Below are 17697 nucleotides of genomic sequence, written 5' to 3' on the forward strand. Positions count from 1 at the left end.
CCACAGGAGTGGGCTTGACCTATTGATTTTGCCAAACCCCAAACCCTGTCGCTTATCTCGGGTCGACCACATCCAACGCCCGATTTGCCAGCAATTGGCCCAGCTCAATCATCTGCTGGACCCCTTGCGCGATATGTCGTCGCGAGCCCTCCAGATCGAATGCCAGGTCGCTGACCATGGCATTGGCCGAGGCCAGGGTTTCGCTGAGGTTGGCGAGCAGGCATTCGGCGTTGATGTTAGGTGCGATGACGAAAATGGTATCTAGCCTGTCGGATGGTTCTTTTTCGGCTGACGGCTTGAGGTAATAGTCCAAGGCGCGGGTAGCAGCGTCGTCGAGTTTTTTGGCGTTGGTCAACTGACAACGGGATGTGTGGTCGTCTGGGGGTGGGGGATTCGGTGTGTTCTTGAACATTGCTGGAAACTCCATGTTATGGAGCCGCAACCGTTTCGCGACTAAACGAAGGGCGGCGGCTGTGCGCAGGTTAGTCGACCGGGGAGTCCAGCATTACCGGCGCGCCCGAAGGCGCCCTGCGCACAACCACCATCAAGTGCAGGATGGATACCTGACTGGACGGAGCTCATGAACCTGCTGAAAACCAAGGGCGACTAAACCCGATCACTGATGGGCAGTGACGGGAATCAAGTTACCGATGGCCTCCAAGGCGCACAAGCCGGCGGATTCTGGCCCAGTTGTAGGCAGCGGCGCAAGGTGACGTAGCTTGCTGGCGTAGTTCCGACAGGACAGGCTTGTAGGACGGTGCAGGTTTCTGTCAGACCAAATGCCGAAGCCCCTGCAACACCTCATCCACCGTCCCAAACTCCCGATCCACCCCCGCCAACACCGGCCGCCGCAAAACCAACACCGGCACCCCCCGCTCCCGCGCCACTTCCAGCTTCGGCTCGGTGGCCGTGCTGCCGCTGTTCTTGCTGACCAGCACATCGATCTGCCGTCGCTCGAACAGTTCGCGCTCAGCGTCAATATGAAACGGCCCACGGGCACCAATGACCTCACAGCGCTCATTACCGGGGTAAACATCCAGGGCGCGCAGGGTCCAGAATTGCTCGGGCGGGATTTCGTGCAGGTGTTGCAGCGGCTCGCGGCCCAGGGTGAAGAGGGGGCGGTGGAACGGTTGCAGGGCCTGGATCAGTTCGGCCCAGTCGGCCACTTCGCGCCAGTCATCCCCGACCTGGGGTTGCCATGCCGGACGGCGCAGGGCCCAGCAGAGGATGCCGCAAGCGCGGGCGGCGTGGGCGGCGTTGTGGCTGATTTGCGCGGCGTAGGGGTGAGTCGCATCCAGCAGCAGGTCGATGCCTTGCTCGCGAATGAATTGCGTCAGCCCTTCGGCGCCGCCGTAACCGCCGACGCGCACCTGACAGGTCAGGTCGGTGGGAACGCGGCCGATACCCGCCAGGCTGTAGATGTGTGTTGGGCCCAGGGTCCGGGCGATGGCCAGGGCTTCGGTGACGCCGCCCAGCAGCAGGATGCGTTTCATTTGAGAGCTCCGGCGTGACCGACCACTGCACCCTGGCGGTCGATGGCGAAGACTTCGACCTGGACCTGGGCCGGTACGATGCTACGGGCGAAGGCCAGGGCGTGTGCGCAAACTGCGTCGCCGAGCGCGATGCCGAGGGCGCTGGCCATCGCCAGGGCTTGCTGGCTGGTGTTGGCCTCGCGAATGCTTTGCTGCAAGGTTTCATCGGCGCCGATGGCCGCAGCCCATTCGGCCAATTGTGGCAGGTCGATGCTCGAGTGACGGCTGTGCAGGTCCATGTGGCCCGCAGCGAGTTTGCTGATCTTGCCAAAGCCACCGCAAAGGCTGAGCTTCTCCACGGGCACCTTTCGCACATGCTTGAGCACCGCGCCGACGAAATCGCCCATTTCGATCAGGGCGATTTCCGGCAGGTTGTAGACCCGGCGCATGGTGTCTTCGCTGGCGTTGCCGGTGCAGGCCGCGATGTGCAGGTAACCGTTGGTTTTTGCCACGTCGATGCCTTGGTGGATCGAGGCAATGTAGGCCGCGCAAGAGAACGGTCGGACGATGCCGCTGGTGCCTAGAATCGATAGCCCGCCGAGAATCCCTAGCCGTGGATTCATGGTTTTCAGCGCCAGCGCCTCGCCTCCCTCCACGTTGACTGTGACCTCGAAGCCGCCGGCATAACCGACTTCCTCGGCCAGCCGTCCCAAGTGCTCGCCGATCATTTTGCGCGGCACCGGGTTGATCGCCGGCTCACCGACGGCCAGCACCAGTCCCGGCCGTGTCACCGTGCCCACGCCGCGTCCGGCAACGAAACGAACGCCTGGCCCGTCCGTCAGCCGCACCTGGGAGAACAGCAGCGCGCCGTGGGTCACATCCGGGTCATCGCCGGCATCCTTGATCGTCCCGGCTTCGGCGCCCTGCTCGGTCAGCCGGCAGAACTCCAGGCGCATCTGCACCTGCTTGCCCTTGGGCAGCACGATATCGACGGCATCGGCCTGGATGCCACAAAGCAGCAACCGCGCAGCCGCCAGACTGGTGGCGGTGGCGCAGCTTCCGGTGGTCAGGCCACTGCGCAGGGGCGCGGGTTGTTCGGCGGTTTCGTCACGCATCGAAAGGTTTCGTCAGGTCCAGCAAGGTGATCGGCAATGCTTGGCGCCAGGTGTCGAAATCGCCCAATGGCTGGGCCTGGGCAATGTGGATACGGGTCAGTTCGCCGCCATGTAGTTCGCGCCAGTTCATCAGCGTCATCTCGCTCTGCAGCGTCACCGCATTGGCCACCAGCCGTCCGCCAGGCTTGAGCTGGGCCCAGCAAGCGTCGAGCACGCCCTCGCGGGTTACGCCGCCGCCGATGAATACCGCGTCCGGCGGCTCCAGTCCTTCCAGAGCCTGCGGTGCCCGCCCGCGGATCAGTTGCAGGCCGGGCACGCCAAGGGCGTCGCGGTTACGTTCGATCAACCCTTGGCGGCCTTCGTCGGCCTCGATGGCCAGGGCTCGGCAACTGGGGTGGGCGCGCATCCATTCGATACCGATGGAGCCGCTGCCCGCCCCCACATCCCAGAGCAGTTCTCCGGGCATCGGGGCCAGGCGGGCGAGGGTAATGGCGCGCACGTCGCGTTTGGTTAGCTGGCCGTCATGTTCAAACGCGGCGTCCGGCAAACCGGCCAGGCGCGACAGGCGCAACGCCGAGGGTTCGGCCCGGCATTCGACGGCGATCAGGTTCAGGTCCGTGACGGTGGGATCGGACCACTGTGCCGCACAGCTTTCGATCCGCCGTTCGGCCGTGCCGCCCAGGTGTTCGAGCACGGTCATGGGGCTGGGGCCGAAGCCGCGCTCGCGAAGCAGCGCCGCCACGGCAGCAGGACTGTGACGGTCGTTGCTCAGCAGCAACAGCCGGACGCCTGTGGATAAATGCGCGCTGAGTGCCGCCAGGGGCCGCGCCACCAGCGACAGGGTGACCACCTCCTGTAAGGGCCAACCCATGCGGGCCGCCGCCAGCGAACAGGACGATGGTGCCGGGACGATCAGCATTTCATCGCCCCGCACCTGTTTGGCGAGGCTGGCGCCCACGCCATAGAACATCGGATCGCCGCTGGCCAGCACGCACACCGGCTCGCCGCGCCGTGCCAGCAGCGGTTCGAGGGAAAATGGACGGGGCCACAGCTCCCGTTCACCCCGGATGCACAGCGGCAACAGCGCCAGTTGGCGTTCGCTGCCCAAAATGCGCGACGCCCGCAGCAAAGCGTGGCGGGCCGTTCGGCCCAGGCCCTTGAAGCCGTCTTCACCGATGCCCACTACGGTCAGCCAGGGGGTCATCTCTGTTCCTCGAATGGATAGGGTTGATCGGCGGGCTTGTTGCGCGCGCGAACCGGGCCGCCATCATACCGTGCGTCTTCGGTTATGGCGTGGGCCGTTGCGAGCCTGCTCGCGATGGCGCCGGCACATTCAACCCCACCTTCTCACGCAGGCAGCCGATTCATCGGTAGACGTATTTGAGGATATAGGCATACAGGTCGTTGTAGACCGACTCGGGTACGTGTTCAGCATGGGCCTGGGTCTTGAGCAGTGTCAGGTGGCACTCCTTCACCATTTCTTCGCGATCGCCAATGAGGTGGAGGCGGTTGTTGGTGATGATCTCGAAGGCATTTGCATAAACCACCTTCGGTCCCGCGATAAGCAAAGTCCCGTCCGGATCGAGGGTATAGGTGTTTTGAGTGCGCAGGATCCGTTCCTTCAAGGGGCCGAACCCGCGTTCGTACAAAAATATCTGCGAGCCGCTGACTGCTTTGGCGGCCGTCTCGATAGCCAGCAGGGTCGACTGGGTGTTGCCCAGGCTGGCATTGAGCGCCGATAGCGTGACGAACCTTTCCAACTCCTGTTTTTCCAGGCTTCTGAGGGCTCTTTTGATACTCGATAGATGAGTGAACTCTTTCTTGCAGGCGATGATGTGGGTTTCGAGCTGATAGCCCGCTGCCGTGGCCATCGGCGGGAAGGCCGCAAAATCGCTGCCGTCGAATGCGCATTCCATGATGATGTTGTATTTGTTCCTGAACGCCTCTGCGAAGATTTTCGAGCAAACCTCTCGAACAAAGGCCTCGGTATGCTCATAAGCATGCAGCACACCGCGTTGGATCATCTGGGCGTAGTGAGGGTGCTTTTCCCGGTATTCGGGCAAGTACAGGCGAACATAGTTGTCGTAGCGCCCGGAGGGCAGGAGGCTTTTTTCCAGCAGATAGGTTTTTCCCGATCCCTGCGATCCGGCGACGATCAGCATTTTGGGGACGGACTCGGCCGTGATGCCATTGAACAGCGTGTCGGTGATTTCGGTGAACGCGGTCGTGACCTGTTCCGGGGTGTAGGCGTAATTCGATGTGTGTGGCATATCCTGATGTCCTTATCAAAGATTCCCATGAAGTGAAGTGAGTGGCTGCCCTTTTTAATAAAGCGGGGTTTTGCGGCGTGTTCAAATGAGCGTGTGTTCCAAGGTATGTATCTGTTTGTTAAGGTAAAAATACCTACAGGGAAGGCGCCGGCAACTTACGTCAGCGTGCCCGGCACAGAACCCCATTGGCGGGCTTGTTCGCGAAGGCCTTGGCACATTCAACATCACCCTTTCAGGTGGACCGCTATCGCGAACAGGTTCGATCCCTCCGTTTTGTGGCCGTGATCGCCTCCCTGGCACAGCACGATGCCCGTAATCCGACCAGCAAGCTTTTCATGCCCCCCGGCAAAGCAGGCATAATGGCGGGCCTTCGCCGTTGCGGCGTGCCTTATCTACCGGTTTGCCCTTGAACGAACGTCCATCATCCAGCGTCATACGTCCCTCGGGTTGTCCGGGGTTGCTGCGTGTCGTCCAGGCGCTGGACGGTGGGATCTGCCGCATCAAGCTCGACGGTGGTTCCATTCAGGCCGATCAGGCCGACGCCGTGGCGTGGGCGGCCGAGCGGTTCGCCGGTGGCGTGATCGAGGCGACCAACCGCGCCAACCTGCAAATTCGCGGGGTGGGTCCCCGGCACGATGCGTTGGTCGAGCCCCTGCTGAACGCCGGACTGGGCCCCCGCAAACTGGCCGGCGATGACGTGCGCAACCTGATGCTCAGCCCCACGGCCGGGATCGACCGGCAGATGCTGCTCGATACCCGTCCGTTGGCCGCGCGGATTCTTTTCACCCTGCAAACCCATGAACGCTTCCATGAGCTGTCGGCCAAGTTCGCCGTGCAATTGGACGGCGGGGAAGGGGTGGCGATGCTTGAGCATCACCATGACCTGTGGCTCTCGGCGCTGGTTCGCAACGGCGAGCCATGGCTGGTCTTCGGGCTGGCAGGCACCCCGCTGGATAAGCCGGACGGCGCTGTACGCCTGGCCCAGGCACATGAGTTGGTGGTGGCGGTGCTGGAGTTATTTCTCGACCTGGCCCGCTCCGACCAGACGCGCATGCGTCACTTGCTGGCCGAAATCCCGAGGGATGAGTGCCTCGTCCAGTTGGCCCGCCGCGTGGCGTTGCAGCCCTGTGCGGATTGGCGGCGGGACCAGTCCATCGACGGATTGCACATCGGCATCCATTCCCAGCACGACGACCGGGTCTACGTTGGCGCGGCGGCACCTCTGGGCCGGCTTGACGCCGTCATGCTGCGCGCAGTGGCGCAACTGGCGCGGGACAAGGGCGACGCCAGTTTGCGTTTCACCCCCTGGCAAAGCCTGTTGCTGCCCAACGTGCGCCGCGAGGAAGCGGACGACGTGCTGGCGCGGCTCGAAGGGTTGGGGTTGTTGTGTGCAGTCGATCAACCCTTGGCGCAACTCATCGCTTGCACCGGCTCCAGTGGCTGCGGCAAAGCCTTGGCCGACACCAAGGCCGATGCTCGTCAATTGGCCGAGCTGCTGCAACGTCAGGGCCGTGCCCTGAAGATCCATCTGTCGGGCTGTCCGCGTTCCTGCGCGGCGGCCCATGTCGCGCCCGCCACCTTGCTGGCGGTCGCCCCCGGTCGTTACGACCTGTATTTTCGCGATGCGACGCAGCCGGGTTTCGGCGCGTTGCAGGCGCACGATCTAACTATTGAAGCGCTCGGCCACTGGCTCGACGCTCGCCCCCGGAGCCCCCTTGATGCTTGATTACATCCGCGACGGTCAGGAGATCTATCGCAACTCCTTCGCGATCATTCGCGCCGAAGCCAACCTGGCGCGCATTCCGGCCGACCTGGAAAAACTCGCGGTGCGGGTGATTCACGCCTGCGGCATGGTCGAGGCTGTCGATGGCCTGCAGTTTTCCGAGGGCGCCGGCACGGCGGGACGCCAGGCGCTGGCCGCCGGTGCGCCGATCCTGTGCGATGCGCGAATGGTTTCCGAGGGCGTGACCCGGGCTCGCCTGCCCGCGAACAATCCGGTGATCTGTACCCTGCGCGACGAGAGCGTGCCGGCGTTGGCTCTTGAATTGGGCAACACCCGCTCGGCGGCCGCCCTGGAGCTTTGGCGTCCGCACCTGGAAGGCAGCGTCGTGGTGATCGGCAATGCGCCGACCGCCCTGTTCTACCTGTTGGAAATGCTCGATGCCGGCGCGCCGAAACCGGCACTGATTCTCGGCTTTCCGGTAGGTTTCGTCGGTGCCGCTGAGTCCAAGGCGATGCTGGCGGCCAACAGCCGTGGCGTGCCGTTCGTGATCATGCAAGGCCGGCTCGGCGGCAGCGCCATGGCCGCCGCCGCCGTCAACGCCCTCGCTACGGAGATTGAATGATGCAGCAGCCTGGACGTCTGATTGGCCTCGGCGTTGGCCCCGGTGACCCGGAACTGATTACGGTCAAGGCCCTGCGCCTGCTGCGCGAATCGCCGGTGGTGGCGTACTTCGTCGCCAAGGGCAAGAAGGGCAACGCCTTCGGCATCATTGAGGCGCATCTGCAGGAGGCACAAACGTTGTTGCCACTGGTCTATCCGGTGACCACCGAAGCGTTGCCGGCACCGCTGTCCTATGAACAGGTCATCGCCGACTTCTACGACACCGCTGCCCAACAGTTGGCCGTGCATCTGGATGCCGGTCGCGACGTGGCGGTGATCTGCGAGGGCGATCCGTTCTTCTACGGCTCCTACATGTACTTGCACGATCGCCTGGCCGAGCGCTATGACGCCGAAGTGATTCCTGGCGTGTGCTCGATGCTCGGGGGCGCCTCGGTGCTGGGTGCGCCGCTGGTCTATCGCAACCAGAGTCTGTCGGTGCTCTCCGGCGTATTGCCCTTCGAGGAGCTCAAGCGCCGCCTGGCCGATGCCGATGCGGCGGTCATCATGAAGCTGGGACGCAATTTCCCCAAGGTCCGTCAGGTACTCCAGGAACTGGGTCTGGACGATCGGGCGTTGTACGTCGAGCGGGCAACCATGGCCAACCAGAAGATCGTGCCGCTGGATGAAGTCGAGCCCATGTCCTCGCCGTACTTCTCGCTGATCATCGTGCCGGGCGAACGGTGGCAAGGTTGATGACGTCCAGGGCGCCGGCCATCGTCATTCTTGGCCCCGGCAGCCTCGCAACGGCCCGGCGGATCCAGCAGCGCTACCCTGATGCCTTGATCCACGGCCTGGCCGGGCGGGTTGAGGGTGCGGACAGCCAATACCACGAGTTCGGCGCGACGCTGCGCGAGCTCTACCAACAGGACAGGCCGATCATCGCCCTGTGCGCGGCCGGCATCGTTATCCGCACGCTGGCGTCGCTGCTGCTGGAAAAAGGCGTCGAACCGCCAGTGCTGGCAGTGGCCGAGGATGGCAGCGCCGTGGTGCCGCTGCTTGGCGGGCTGGGCGGGGTCAATGTCATGGCCCGTGAGATCGCGGCAGCGTTGCAAGTCGCTCCAGCAATCACCACCAGCGGCGAATTGCGTTTTGGTACCTGCCTGCTCAATCCGCCGAGCGGTTACCGTCTTGACGACCTGGAGCAGGGCAAACGCTTTGTGTCGGATCTGCTGGCCGGTGAGTCGGTGCGTATTGAGGGGGCTGCGCCATGGCTGGATCAGGCGCAACTGCCCCAGGATGAACAGGCGCGTCTGGCCATTCGTGTCGACTGCGCAGCGGCTGCGCCCGCGTTGGATGAATTGCGGATTTATCCGCGCACTGTGGTGGTGGCGGTGCCCGCGGGTGCGCCGGTGTCCATTGACGAAGTTTTGCGTGAAGCCGGTCTGGCGGTGCAATCGCTGGCGTGTCTGTTGGCGGCGGACAGCGACATGGCGCGTCCGGATCTGCAGGCAGCCGCATCGGCATTGAACGTGCCGCTACGGTTCGCAGGGGCCAGTGCTGACGTTGCCCAATGGTTGAGCGATGCCCTTGAGCAACCGGCAGCGGTGCGCAGGGTGGGCGATTGTGCGATCGCCGTAGCCGAGCAGCCCCTCGACCCCCAACAGATCGGCCGTCCGCGCGGGCGTCTTGCCGTGATCGGCCTTGGCCCGGGCGCTGCCGATCTGATGGTGCCGGCCGTGCGCGCCGAACTCGACCGCGCCACCGATGTGCTGGGCTACGAAACCTACGTACGCATGGCTGGCCCCTTTCGGCCCGATCAGGTGCAGCACTGCACCGATAACCGCGAGGAAATGCAGCGTGCCCGGCATGCCTTCGAGCTGGCGGCCCAGGGGCGCTCCGTGGTCGTGGTGTCGTCCGGCGATCCAGGCGTGTTCGCCATGGCGGCGGCTGTGCTCGAAGCACTGCACGAATCGGCGGATGCCCACTGGCACAACGTCGACCTGCAAATTCTCCCTGGCGTCTCGGCCTCCCTGGCCACCGCCGCCCAGGCCGGTGCGCCGCTGGGTCATGATTTTTGCGTGATGTCGTTGTCGGACAATCTCAAGCCATGGTCGATCATCGAGAAACGCCTGGATCTGGCGGCTGAAGCAGACCTGGCCCTGGCGTTCTACAACCCGATCTCCCGTTCCCGACCGTGGCAGCTGGGGCGAGCGCTGGAAATCGTCGCGCAACATCGCACGCCGCACACGCCGGTGGTGTTGGGGCGCGATATCGGGCGTCCGGGCCAGACCCTGCGGGTCACGACTCTGGGGCAGTTGACCCCGGACCAGGTGGACATGCGCACCATGGTGCTGGTGGGGTCTTCCACCACTTGCGTGTTCCCTCGCGCTGAAGGTGGCGACTGGGTCTATACCCCGCGCTGGTATGGCAGCAAACCTCTTTGATTCGCCTCGGCAGCCCGTTCGGGCTGCCATTATCCAGTGAGTTGCTCACTTACTGCCGGTTATAAAAATCGATGGAAAACTAAGTTGCCGTTGAACTTCTTGTTACAGGGCGCTTGTGTTTTTATTTGGAAATTTATTCAGTTTGAATGACGTCCGGTGATGCGTTAGTTTTGCGTCACCTTATCGGACATGTTGCGTTCTTAACGTTAACTATCCAAGTGCCTGGAGGCACTTATGGACTGCTGTTGCCTGAAATCGGCCCCGGCATATTTATATGCAATAAATGGAATTATTGGTGATGAATGAGAGCGGAATAAGATCGGCGCAAGGTTACGTCGATTTCATGGGTTTGTTGAAACTGAAGGATCTTGAGCAAGCATTGATGCCGCATAAAGGCACTGATCAATACGAGGCGGTGCTGCGCTATTATTTTGGCTGTATCGCCTCGCTGGATTCGCCATCGATGTTGGAGCCGCTGGGGCTGCTCAAGCAGGCATTGAGGGCGTTTCTGGGCACTGGGCGTCAACGACGCACGGCGGAGCTGGAACCGTCCGGTGCAGCTGAGGCTGTGGACCTGGCGCACATCTACACGACCGTCGAAAGTTTTGAAACACGTCTGCACAACAGCGTCGAGCAGTTAAGAACAGTGGCGCTCGAAGTTCCTAAAAAGTTGCATTTCGTCTGGCTGGGAGGCGGTATTAGCGCGATTCAGCGCGACTACATCAATGTCTGGAAACAAGTGATGGCCGAGGAAGGCTATCAACTTAGTCTCTGGTATGACAGCGATGCGTTGTTGGCTTATGAAACCAATCGGATCATTGTCGAAGCCGCCAAGGCCGATGCCATGCTCCAGGGTGCAATGGATATTACCGATGCATTTGAATTGGGTGATCGCTACGAAGAGCGAGTGATTGTCCTGAAGCAGCAGATGTTCGCTCATATCAAGGAAGTGGTGGAAAACGGCGGTAGTGGCGATGACGCGAGGATCGATCTGCTGGTCCGAGCCTATGGCCAGGACAAGGCTCGGCTGACTGCCCTGAAGGCGGCCAACCTGCTCAGCCTTTCGGCCTTGGCCGAAGGGAGCCTGACATTGCGTGATCTTGCCCAGGGGGAGGCTCCCTTGCAGTTGCAAGATATCTACGAGCGGGAGATCAGCCTGCGTTGCAACCTGGCTTCAGGCTCCGATGTGGTACGCGTCGAAGCACTGTTCAACGAAGGCGGCCTCTACGCCGACGTCGATAACCTGCCGCCCTTGCTGGATAAACTGGGAAGCGTGGACATCCGCGCGTTCCAGACGGACGCACGCCTGGGCGTGCTGCAACTGCTGCTCGATCGCAATCCTGAGTGGATGCCCGGTCGTCAGGCTTTGCGTGGTAAATACACGAACTATCAAGACCAGATCCCATTGGAAAGCCGTGAGGCGCTCGAGCGTTTCGCTGACAGCAAGCCTGAGCTCAAGCAGGTGTTTGGCATACCGGCAGAGCGTCTCGCCCGGCCGTATGAATTGCGCGCTGTCGCCGAGCAGCATTCGATGAGCAACGCGTTCCTGATGGCTCATCCAGGGGCCGCGATGCTCAAGACCGTCATCGATCGTTTCAGGCTCAACTATGAGATCGTCGATGCCACCGCGCGCTTGGCCGATGAGCAAAACGTTGCCCTCACCGACATCCACGCCATGGAAGATCTTGCTGCGCAAGCTGCGACAGCGGTGTTCGGCAACTTGCGTGAGCTGCCCCCGGAAGAGGAAATGGCGGTCTCTTTTCTGGCTCAGGCAGCCGCCACTTACTACAGCGACGGCATCCGCCCCCAGAGCGAAGTGACCATCTACCTGACCGGGCCTGGTGCCATGCGCGCCGCCATGCTGGATTATCAGCGGGCCAACTTCACACCTCGAAGCGCTGAAAACTGGCGAACGGAGATCGCCATTCCCGCCATCGCGACGGTGAACCGAGCCACCGAGGAAGAACTGGATCATTCCTGGAAAGAAAACGAAAAAGACGGCGTGCAATGGCTCGGCAATGAGAAAAAAAGCTGGCAGCAGGGCCGCTTCCAGGCACGTTACGCCGGTGAGCTGGCGGAACTGCTCAAATACCGCACGCTTCAGTTCGATGAAGGCTGGCCGGTGTTGGAAGGGCGTCACGTGCTGTCCACCGACTTGCTGCAGCATTTGGCCGATCAGTTGGGTGAGCCTTTCATGGCGATGATGGGGAGCAGCCACACCGGTGTGGTGGCCTTCGACCAGCCGATACCGCTGAGTTTCGACGCGCGCCAGGCGATCCGCGCCCAAAGTTCCAGTCTGCTGCCGCCTGCGTCGTTGGGCGATTCGCAGACGCAGCGGCTTTCTGTCGCTGAGCTGCTGGGCCAACTTGCCGATGGCCATCTCGACGTGGCGCAGTTGAGCCCTCTGCAACGTCTGCTGCTGGGGACTTTGATCGGCGCAAAGTCCCTGGATAATCGCAACTTCGATGCACTTCGCCCGCAATTGGACAACCTGGCCAACAACCTTGGCGAACGGGGGACCGTGGGTAGCTACGCCATGATCGAGCAGGCGTTATACCGACAGCACGCGCCGGCGTTCCTGGCCGGATTGGTCGACCCGGTCGAATATTCGCTCCTGCATGCGGACACTGCCCTGGGCCTGAAGAAAGACGCCTTGGAGCGGCCGCTGACGTTGCGCCAATGGGGCCGGCAAGTGGCTCGGATCCAGCGGTTGGCGCAGATTGAGTACCGTACCCGGGTCACCGAGCGTGTCGGTGTCGTGCTGGATGGTTTCGAGGCCGACGTGACCAAGCCTGTGCCGCAGGATCTGCTGCTTCAGGGCGAAGGAGACAGGGTGGGCGGACGTTGCTATCCATTGACCCTGGCCATGGCGGCTGCGTTGTCGGCGGGGAAGGCAGCGGTCAACACCCTGCGCGAGCGGTTCTACCTGGGGGCCATCGAGCCCGAGGCAAGCGATTGCGTGACCTTTTTGCAAGGGGTGGAAGCGTTGCGCGATGTGCAGACCGGCGACGTCGGCAGTGCGCTGGCGCGCTCGGACCTGAAACAGGTCGTGGAGATTCTGCAAGCCAGGACGACCACCAGCACCTTGATGCTCAGCTCCGACAACCACGCCATGCTGGTGGCAAGGACCGTCGAGGGCGAGCGCAGTACCTATCACTTCTACGATCCGAATTTCGGCGTATTCGAGTTCGAGCACGCCACGCGGTTCAGGCAGGCGCTGGAGCGCTTCTTCCTCGATCAGGGGATGGCCGGTTATTACGCGGCGTACGGCGAGGCGACGCATCCGACCTTCGATCTGCTTGAGCTGGACGGTGAGCGAGTAGCGGAAATCGAGCTGCCGGGTGCGATCAAGGTCTCGGACCTGCTGCAAGCCGCAGCCTTGCCAGGACAGGCGCAACGTCCTGTCCGACAGCGGCTGGCCTCTGCCCGTGGGCAATCGCTGATGAGCAATTCCCGGCTTGGCAGTTGCCTGATGGCGCTCGATGGCCATTGGTGGGGGCAACAGATCGCGCACGTGACCACCGGCCTTCAGCAGCAGGATCAGTTGGCGCCGCGGTTTGTGCCGTTGTTCGAGACCCTGGAGATCACGCCGGCCGGTTCGTACCGGGTGAGCCTGATCGATCCTGAAGATCCCGAGCACCTGGTGCGGGTCACTTCGGATGACCATCGGCTTCTGCGTATCAAAAGCTACCTGTCGGAACGCTTCCTGGCCCTTGCCAACAAGCCCTCCGTGCCCAGCGATCCTGTCGAGGTGGGAAGTGTTCACACCCTGAATGCCGGCTTCGCCATCCAGGCGCTGATGATGGCGTTGACCGCGCATGAAGGGGCTGATCGGCCCCTGTCCCTGGCCGTGCGGCTGCACGCCTATGTCAATTACGCGCAATTGGTGCATGGCGTCGTGTCCGATGTGGCGGGTCTGGTCGGGCTGGTCCGACAGGCGCTGGCAGAAGAGAAACTCATCGCCCGCACCGTCGCTCCGGTGGTCAAGGCGGCCGTAGGGTCTGGCTTGAGCGAAGCGACCGGCGGCCTCCTGCAACTGGCGAATGTCGGGTTCGACATCTACCAATTGGTGACCGCGACCAACGAAGTCGCACGCGCCCAGTTCGGCACTCAATTGGCGTTCGACTCGGCCGGGCTGGTGTTGTCGGCCGGAGCGCTCGCAGCAGGCGCCACCACCGCCGGCGCGTTTCTTGGCGGGGCCGGGGTGATCCTGGGTGGGTTGGCGGTGGGGGTGGCGGCGCTGGCCCAAGGGTTTGCGACCATTGCCGAGCAAGCCAAACAGGTCGGGCTGTTCTTCGACGAGATGACTAAGGCGCATCTGCAGCCCTATCGGTTTGACGCGCATGGCAAGGCCTGGCTCCCGCACTCGTCATTGATTGTCCGAACACTGGACCTGGCTCGCGGCCAACTTCAGCTGGACAGTCCCAGGCTGTATCCGTTGCGGGATCATTTCGGCGTGCCGACGTTCGATCTCGACTATGACCGGTCGATCGATATTCGCCGCGAATTGCGCCTGCCCGGTCGGGTCATGTTCACACCCCCCGCCGGCCAGACCATCGTACTGCCCGGCACGCCGCAAGCCTGCTATCGCTATGAGTACAAGGCGCTGCCATTCGCCAGCTTGCGCCATGACGCCGGGTTCGACACCGCACGGCGCCTGGAGAAGAGAAAGGCCGATGGCGGGTGGCTGTTCCTGTTTTCGTTCTACTCGTTCCCCAGCGACTACATCCTGAATCGCCTGGTCCCGGACTACCGGCCAACGGTCATCGATGTGCTGCTCGACGACCACGAGCGTTCACTGGTGGTGCCTGCCGTTCCCACGGACTGGCAAGGGAAGATTGCCTACCAGATCCGCAGCGCCGGCAAACGCTGTGTGGTGACGCTCAATCCCGGTGTGAGCCTCACCCTGGAGTCGTTGAGCCTGCACGAGGCCAGTTGGGTGCTGGACGCTCCGTGGGCCACCGAGGGCGATATCCGGCTCGAGCGCAGCAGCAGGATGTTCGTGGGCGATATCCAGGTGAACTTCACGGGGACCCGCCGCCACCAAATATTGCTGCGCCTCAGCGAGAACCAGGTATTCCAGGTCGAGATGACGGAGCTCAAGCTGAGCCTCATCGAGCAGGACGTGCCGCCAGGCATGGATCGGCAGGCCTTGCAGACGCACCTCAAGGCCCAGGCCCGGGAGCACCGTCTGGTGATGCCCTACACGCCTGTCCACCACTACCTGGTTCCGTTCGAAAAGCCGGACGAGCCTCGTTACATCACCGCTTGGTATGACACCCGGGAGGATCGTTTCCTGTATATCCGCAACGACGTACCGGGTGCCGAAGACGCGATCCTGGGGACCGTGGCGGGCGGCTGCGCCTACTTTTTCGAACCAGAGAACGTGATTGTCTGGCAAGTCGATGCGGTCACCGGGCTGCTGAGCCACCGTTATTGGTTATGGCCGGCGAAAGGCAAGCAGACGATCATCAAAAGTATCGAGGCGGACCCTCAGGGAGTGGTGCATGTGGTGCAGGAAGTCACCCGCGAGGATCAGACCACCGAGGTGCTGGTCTATGTCATCCATGATGGGCAGTTGCTGCTGAGTTCTGTGACTCGGGATCTCGATCCGACGCTGGAGTCGGTGTTCAGCGCCAGCGAAACGCTGGCCGACTGGTCGCAGGTGTTGGGCGCGGGCTATCCCTTTACCCCGTACGTCGGTGATCGTACCTATGCCACCGTCAACTGGCAGCCGGCCCCCTTTGTTTCGGTCTGCTGGAAGATCGAGGAGACGTTGCGAGACATGGCCTGGATTCGCCGCAGCGACCAATTGATCATCCGTCCCTCGCCGAGACGCAATCATTACCGGGGATGGCCGGACTCGATCAAGAATCTCACCGATCTGACGCTGCTCACACCGGCGCAGGGGAGCAATGTGTTTGTCATCTACGACAAGACCAAGCAGGAGCTGTGCCGCAGGCAGCGCACCCTGGTGGAGGGAAAAGGGCAGTGGTCCAACCGGTGGCTACGCTCCGAGAAACTGGACAATATCATCGCCGTCGAGGACGGCTATCTGGCACTGATGTCCGATGGCCTGTTTTACAACCTGACGGACCAGGGACGCCAGGAACTGGGCGGTGTGACTGAACATTGGTTCAAGGACCGCGTGCATTGGTGGTCGGAATTGGAACCGTTAGCCCGGCGCTATCCGGGCAAGCCCCTCGCTCTGATCGGCCTGGCCAACTTCACCGGGGACGCGAAGCTGGGGGCCTGGTACATCGACAACAGGTTGCTGTTGATCGACCCGGGGCACGGCAAGGAAGTGCGCCTGCTGAGCGCAACGCCGGACGGCGAGGCAGCCTGGTTATTCGATGTTTTAAGTGGGGAGGTCTATCGCCAGGCGTTTATCGATCCGCAACGCCTGGAGCCGGCCTTTGGCGAAGGCTCGCAATTGTTGCAGGCTGACGCGCTGCCCGTCCCACAGCGCGTATGGGCGCCGTGGCAGTTCGCCGAGCTGACGGTCGAAGGCGCGGGTTTGCGCGGCGTGACATTCGAAGGCGTGGTGGTCTCGTTGCGAGACCCGGAGCCGGCGTTCATCACCGGTGTCACGCTTGAGTGGGTCATCGCTCAGGGTGGGCGTGAGCGTGAGGGGCTTAAGCGATTGCTGGAGTATCCCTTCCATGGCCCGCTTTTGTCGGTGGAGGATCCGGATAACCTGAAATGGTTCGTCACCCAGAGCAAACGCCTGATCCGGGTACCACGGGCCGCGGTTCCCGAGTCTTTCGAAGTGCTTGGGACGCAGAAACAAACCAATCTGCTGATTCATGAAGGTGACAATGGAAAACTGCTCACCTATCCGGACATAGGGCATGCGGGGCCCCTCAGTTATGTACAGCGCGATGGCGAAGTCATGGTTATGGAGGGACAGACGAAGATCGAGGACCTCCTGCCGCTGATGCCCGACGGTGTCACGACCCTGGTCCTGCGCATGGGGCAAGGTACGGAGAGTTATCGATTGTCGAAGGCGGCTTGGTTGAGGCTCGAATCGGTCATTGTCCATTGTCGGCATTCCCTGGACAACGCAGCAACAGAGCCGGGCAAGTTGATCTGGGAACTGGATGAGCCGGAAAAGTTGCTGCTCAGTCTTGTCGACGAACACTTGGTCATCATCGACCCGGACAGTGGGCACAGCGTGATATTTCGTGAGGCGTATGCCGCGGATATCGGCCTGCGGGGCGACGTCCTGCTCAGTTTCGAAAAACATCGGCGTTACGCTGTTTCGACGCTGATTCAGCGAATGGACGCTCGGCACAATACCCAGGGCAGTGTAACGCTGAAAGAGTTGCTGAGCGTCCCGGCAATTGTGGAAAACAGCTTGGCGGATTAATGCAGGTTTAAATACCGATTTAAATCAGTCTATCGTTCGTGGGGCGATTCTCCGCACATTGAGGCTGCTGGTGTGGCTAGGGCACCAGATAGCCTCTGACCCCGGTAAAGATGATCTGCGCGGCCAGCGCGCAGACGAACAAACCCATCAGGCGACTGACGATCTGTAAGCCCTGGTCACCGAGAATCCGCTCGATGCGGCTGGACAGGTAAAGCACCACGCCAACGGTGAAACTGGCCAGGGCGATGCTGATGATGGCCATGAGTTTGTCGTCCCAGTGCGGCTGGCTCACACCCATCACCAGCAAGGCGCCGATGGTGCCGGGGCCGACCGTCAACGGAATGGTCAGCGGGACGATGGTCACGTCCTGCTGAACATTATCTGTCTGTACGGCTGATTTGCCTTGAGCCATGCCCAGCGCCGAAATGAACAGCACGCTGCCGGCGCCGATGCGGAACGCATCCACGGTGATGCCGAACACGCTGAAAATCACCCGTCCGAACAAATACAGCAATACGCTGGACACCAGCGTCGCGATCGCGACTTTCCAGGCCAGGCGCCGTTGTTCCTTACGCGAGTAGCCGCGGGTCAGGCCGATAAAACACGACAGCACGAAGAAGGGGCTGTAGAGCACCAGCATCTTCAGGTAAACGCTGAACAACACATGAAGCATGGTCGAGGCTCAAGGCGGAGAAAGACGTCGG

The 17697-nt window shown here is 62.1% G+C and carries 11 protein-coding genes; 5 read left to right on the forward strand and 6 right to left on the reverse strand.

Annotated elements, in window-relative coordinates; translation table 11 throughout:
- Positions 1-52: 52 nt before the first annotated feature.
- From HU811_RS06250 to HU811_RS06270, 5 genes are all read right to left on the reverse strand, one after another.
- A complete protein-coding gene (locus HU811_RS06250) occupies positions 53-412 on the reverse strand; it encodes a DUF6124 family protein (protein ID WP_186654697.1) in 360 nt (119 codons plus the stop codon).
- 358 nt (positions 413-770) lie between these two features.
- Positions 771-1493 carry a cobalt-precorrin-6A reductase gene (locus tag HU811_RS06255; RefSeq protein WP_186654698.1) on the reverse strand — a complete coding sequence of 241 codons (723 nt, stop codon included), beginning with the start codon at positions 1491-1493 and terminating at the stop codon, positions 771-773.
- On the reverse strand, positions 1490-2587 hold the full coding sequence (locus tag HU811_RS06260; RefSeq protein ID WP_186654699.1) for a cobalt-precorrin-5B (C(1))-methyltransferase: 1098 nt from the start codon (positions 2585-2587) through the stop codon (positions 1490-1492). The genes HU811_RS06255 and HU811_RS06260 overlap by 4 nt, the downstream gene beginning before the upstream one ends.
- The gene (gene cbiE, locus HU811_RS06265; protein WP_186654701.1) at positions 2580-3791 is read right to left on the reverse strand and encodes a precorrin-6y C5,15-methyltransferase (decarboxylating) subunit CbiE; all 1212 of its coding nucleotides are present in this window, start codon (positions 3789-3791) and stop codon (positions 2580-2582) included. The genes HU811_RS06260 and cbiE overlap by 8 nt, the downstream gene beginning before the upstream one ends.
- A gap of 160 nt (positions 3792-3951) precedes the next feature.
- A complete protein-coding gene (locus HU811_RS06270; protein ID WP_186654702.1) occupies positions 3952-4857 on the reverse strand; it encodes a zeta toxin family protein in 906 nt (301 codons plus the stop codon).
- Between the two features lie 406 nt (positions 4858-5263).
- Here HU811_RS06270 and cobG point away from each other — a divergent pair, with 406 nt between their 5' ends.
- The 5 genes from cobG (at position 5264) to HU811_RS06295 (ending at position 16993) form a co-directional block, all read left to right on the forward strand.
- Positions 5264-6583, forward strand: a complete 1320-nt coding sequence (gene cobG / locus HU811_RS06275) for a precorrin-3B synthase (RefSeq protein WP_225248393.1) — start codon at positions 5264-5266, stop codon at positions 6581-6583.
- Positions 6576-7202: a precorrin-8X methylmutase gene (locus HU811_RS06280; protein ID WP_047227378.1), complete on the forward strand. Its 627-nt coding sequence runs from the start codon at positions 6576-6578 to the stop codon at positions 7200-7202. The genes cobG and HU811_RS06280 overlap by 8 nt, the downstream gene beginning before the upstream one ends.
- A complete protein-coding gene (locus tag HU811_RS06285) occupies positions 7199-7933 on the forward strand; it encodes a precorrin-2 C(20)-methyltransferase (RefSeq protein WP_186654707.1) in 735 nt (244 codons plus the stop codon). Before HU811_RS06280 ends, HU811_RS06285 begins: the two co-directional genes overlap by 4 nt.
- The gene (gene cobJ / locus HU811_RS06290) at positions 7933-9624 is read left to right on the forward strand and encodes a precorrin-3B C(17)-methyltransferase (protein WP_186654709.1); all 1692 of its coding nucleotides are present in this window, start codon (positions 7933-7935) and stop codon (positions 9622-9624) included. Before HU811_RS06285 ends, cobJ begins: the two co-directional genes overlap by 1 nt.
- A 298-nt stretch (positions 9625-9922) precedes the next feature.
- The gene (locus tag HU811_RS06295; protein WP_186654711.1) at positions 9923-16993 is read left to right on the forward strand and encodes a TcdA/TcdB pore-forming domain-containing protein; all 7071 of its coding nucleotides are present in this window, start codon (positions 9923-9925) and stop codon (positions 16991-16993) included.
- 76 nt (positions 16994-17069) lie between these two features.
- On the opposite strand, the gene HU811_RS06300 is transcribed toward HU811_RS06295, so the two are convergent.
- Positions 17070-17666, reverse strand: coding sequence for a MarC family protein (locus tag HU811_RS06300; RefSeq protein ID WP_047227382.1), 597 nt, complete (start codon positions 17664-17666; stop codon positions 17070-17072).
- Between the last annotated feature and the right edge of the window lie 31 nt (positions 17667-17697).

The sequence above is a fragment of the Pseudomonas tehranensis genome (assembly GCF_014268615.1).
GTDB classification, from domain to species: Bacteria; Pseudomonadota; Gammaproteobacteria; order Pseudomonadales; family Pseudomonadaceae; genus Aquipseudomonas; species Aquipseudomonas tehranensis.

Bases quoted from the DNA above. Each gene is read 5' to 3' on its own strand.
- HU811_RS06280 (WP_047227378.1), top strand. From the start codon at position 6,576: ATGCTTGATTACATCCGCGACGGTCAGGAGATCTATCGCAACTCCTTC.
- HU811_RS06300 (WP_047227382.1), bottom strand. From the start codon at position 17,666: ATGCTTCATGTGTTGTTCAGCGTTTACCTGAAGATGCTGGTGCTCTAC.
- cbiE (WP_186654701.1), bottom strand. From the start codon at position 3,791: ATGACCCCCTGGCTGACCGTAGTGGGCATCGGTGAAGACGGCTTCAAG.
- HU811_RS06260 (WP_186654699.1), bottom strand. From the start codon at position 2,587: ATGCGTGACGAAACCGCCGAACAACCCGCGCCCCTGCGCAGTGGCCTG.
- HU811_RS06270 (WP_186654702.1), bottom strand. From the start codon at position 4,857: ATGCCACACACATCGAATTACGCCTACACCCCGGAACAGGTCACGACC.
- cobJ (WP_186654709.1), top strand. From the start codon at position 7,933: ATGACGTCCAGGGCGCCGGCCATCGTCATTCTTGGCCCCGGCAGCCTC.
- HU811_RS06285 (WP_186654707.1), top strand. From the start codon at position 7,199: ATGATGCAGCAGCCTGGACGTCTGATTGGCCTCGGCGTTGGCCCCGGT.
- HU811_RS06255 (WP_186654698.1), bottom strand. From the start codon at position 1,493: ATGAAACGCATCCTGCTGCTGGGCGGCGTCACCGAAGCCCTGGCCATC.
- HU811_RS06250 (WP_186654697.1), bottom strand. From the start codon at position 412: ATGTTCAAGAACACACCGAATCCCCCACCCCCAGACGACCACACATCC.
- HU811_RS06295 (WP_186654711.1), top strand. From the start codon at position 9,923: ATGAATGAGAGCGGAATAAGATCGGCGCAAGGTTACGTCGATTTCATG.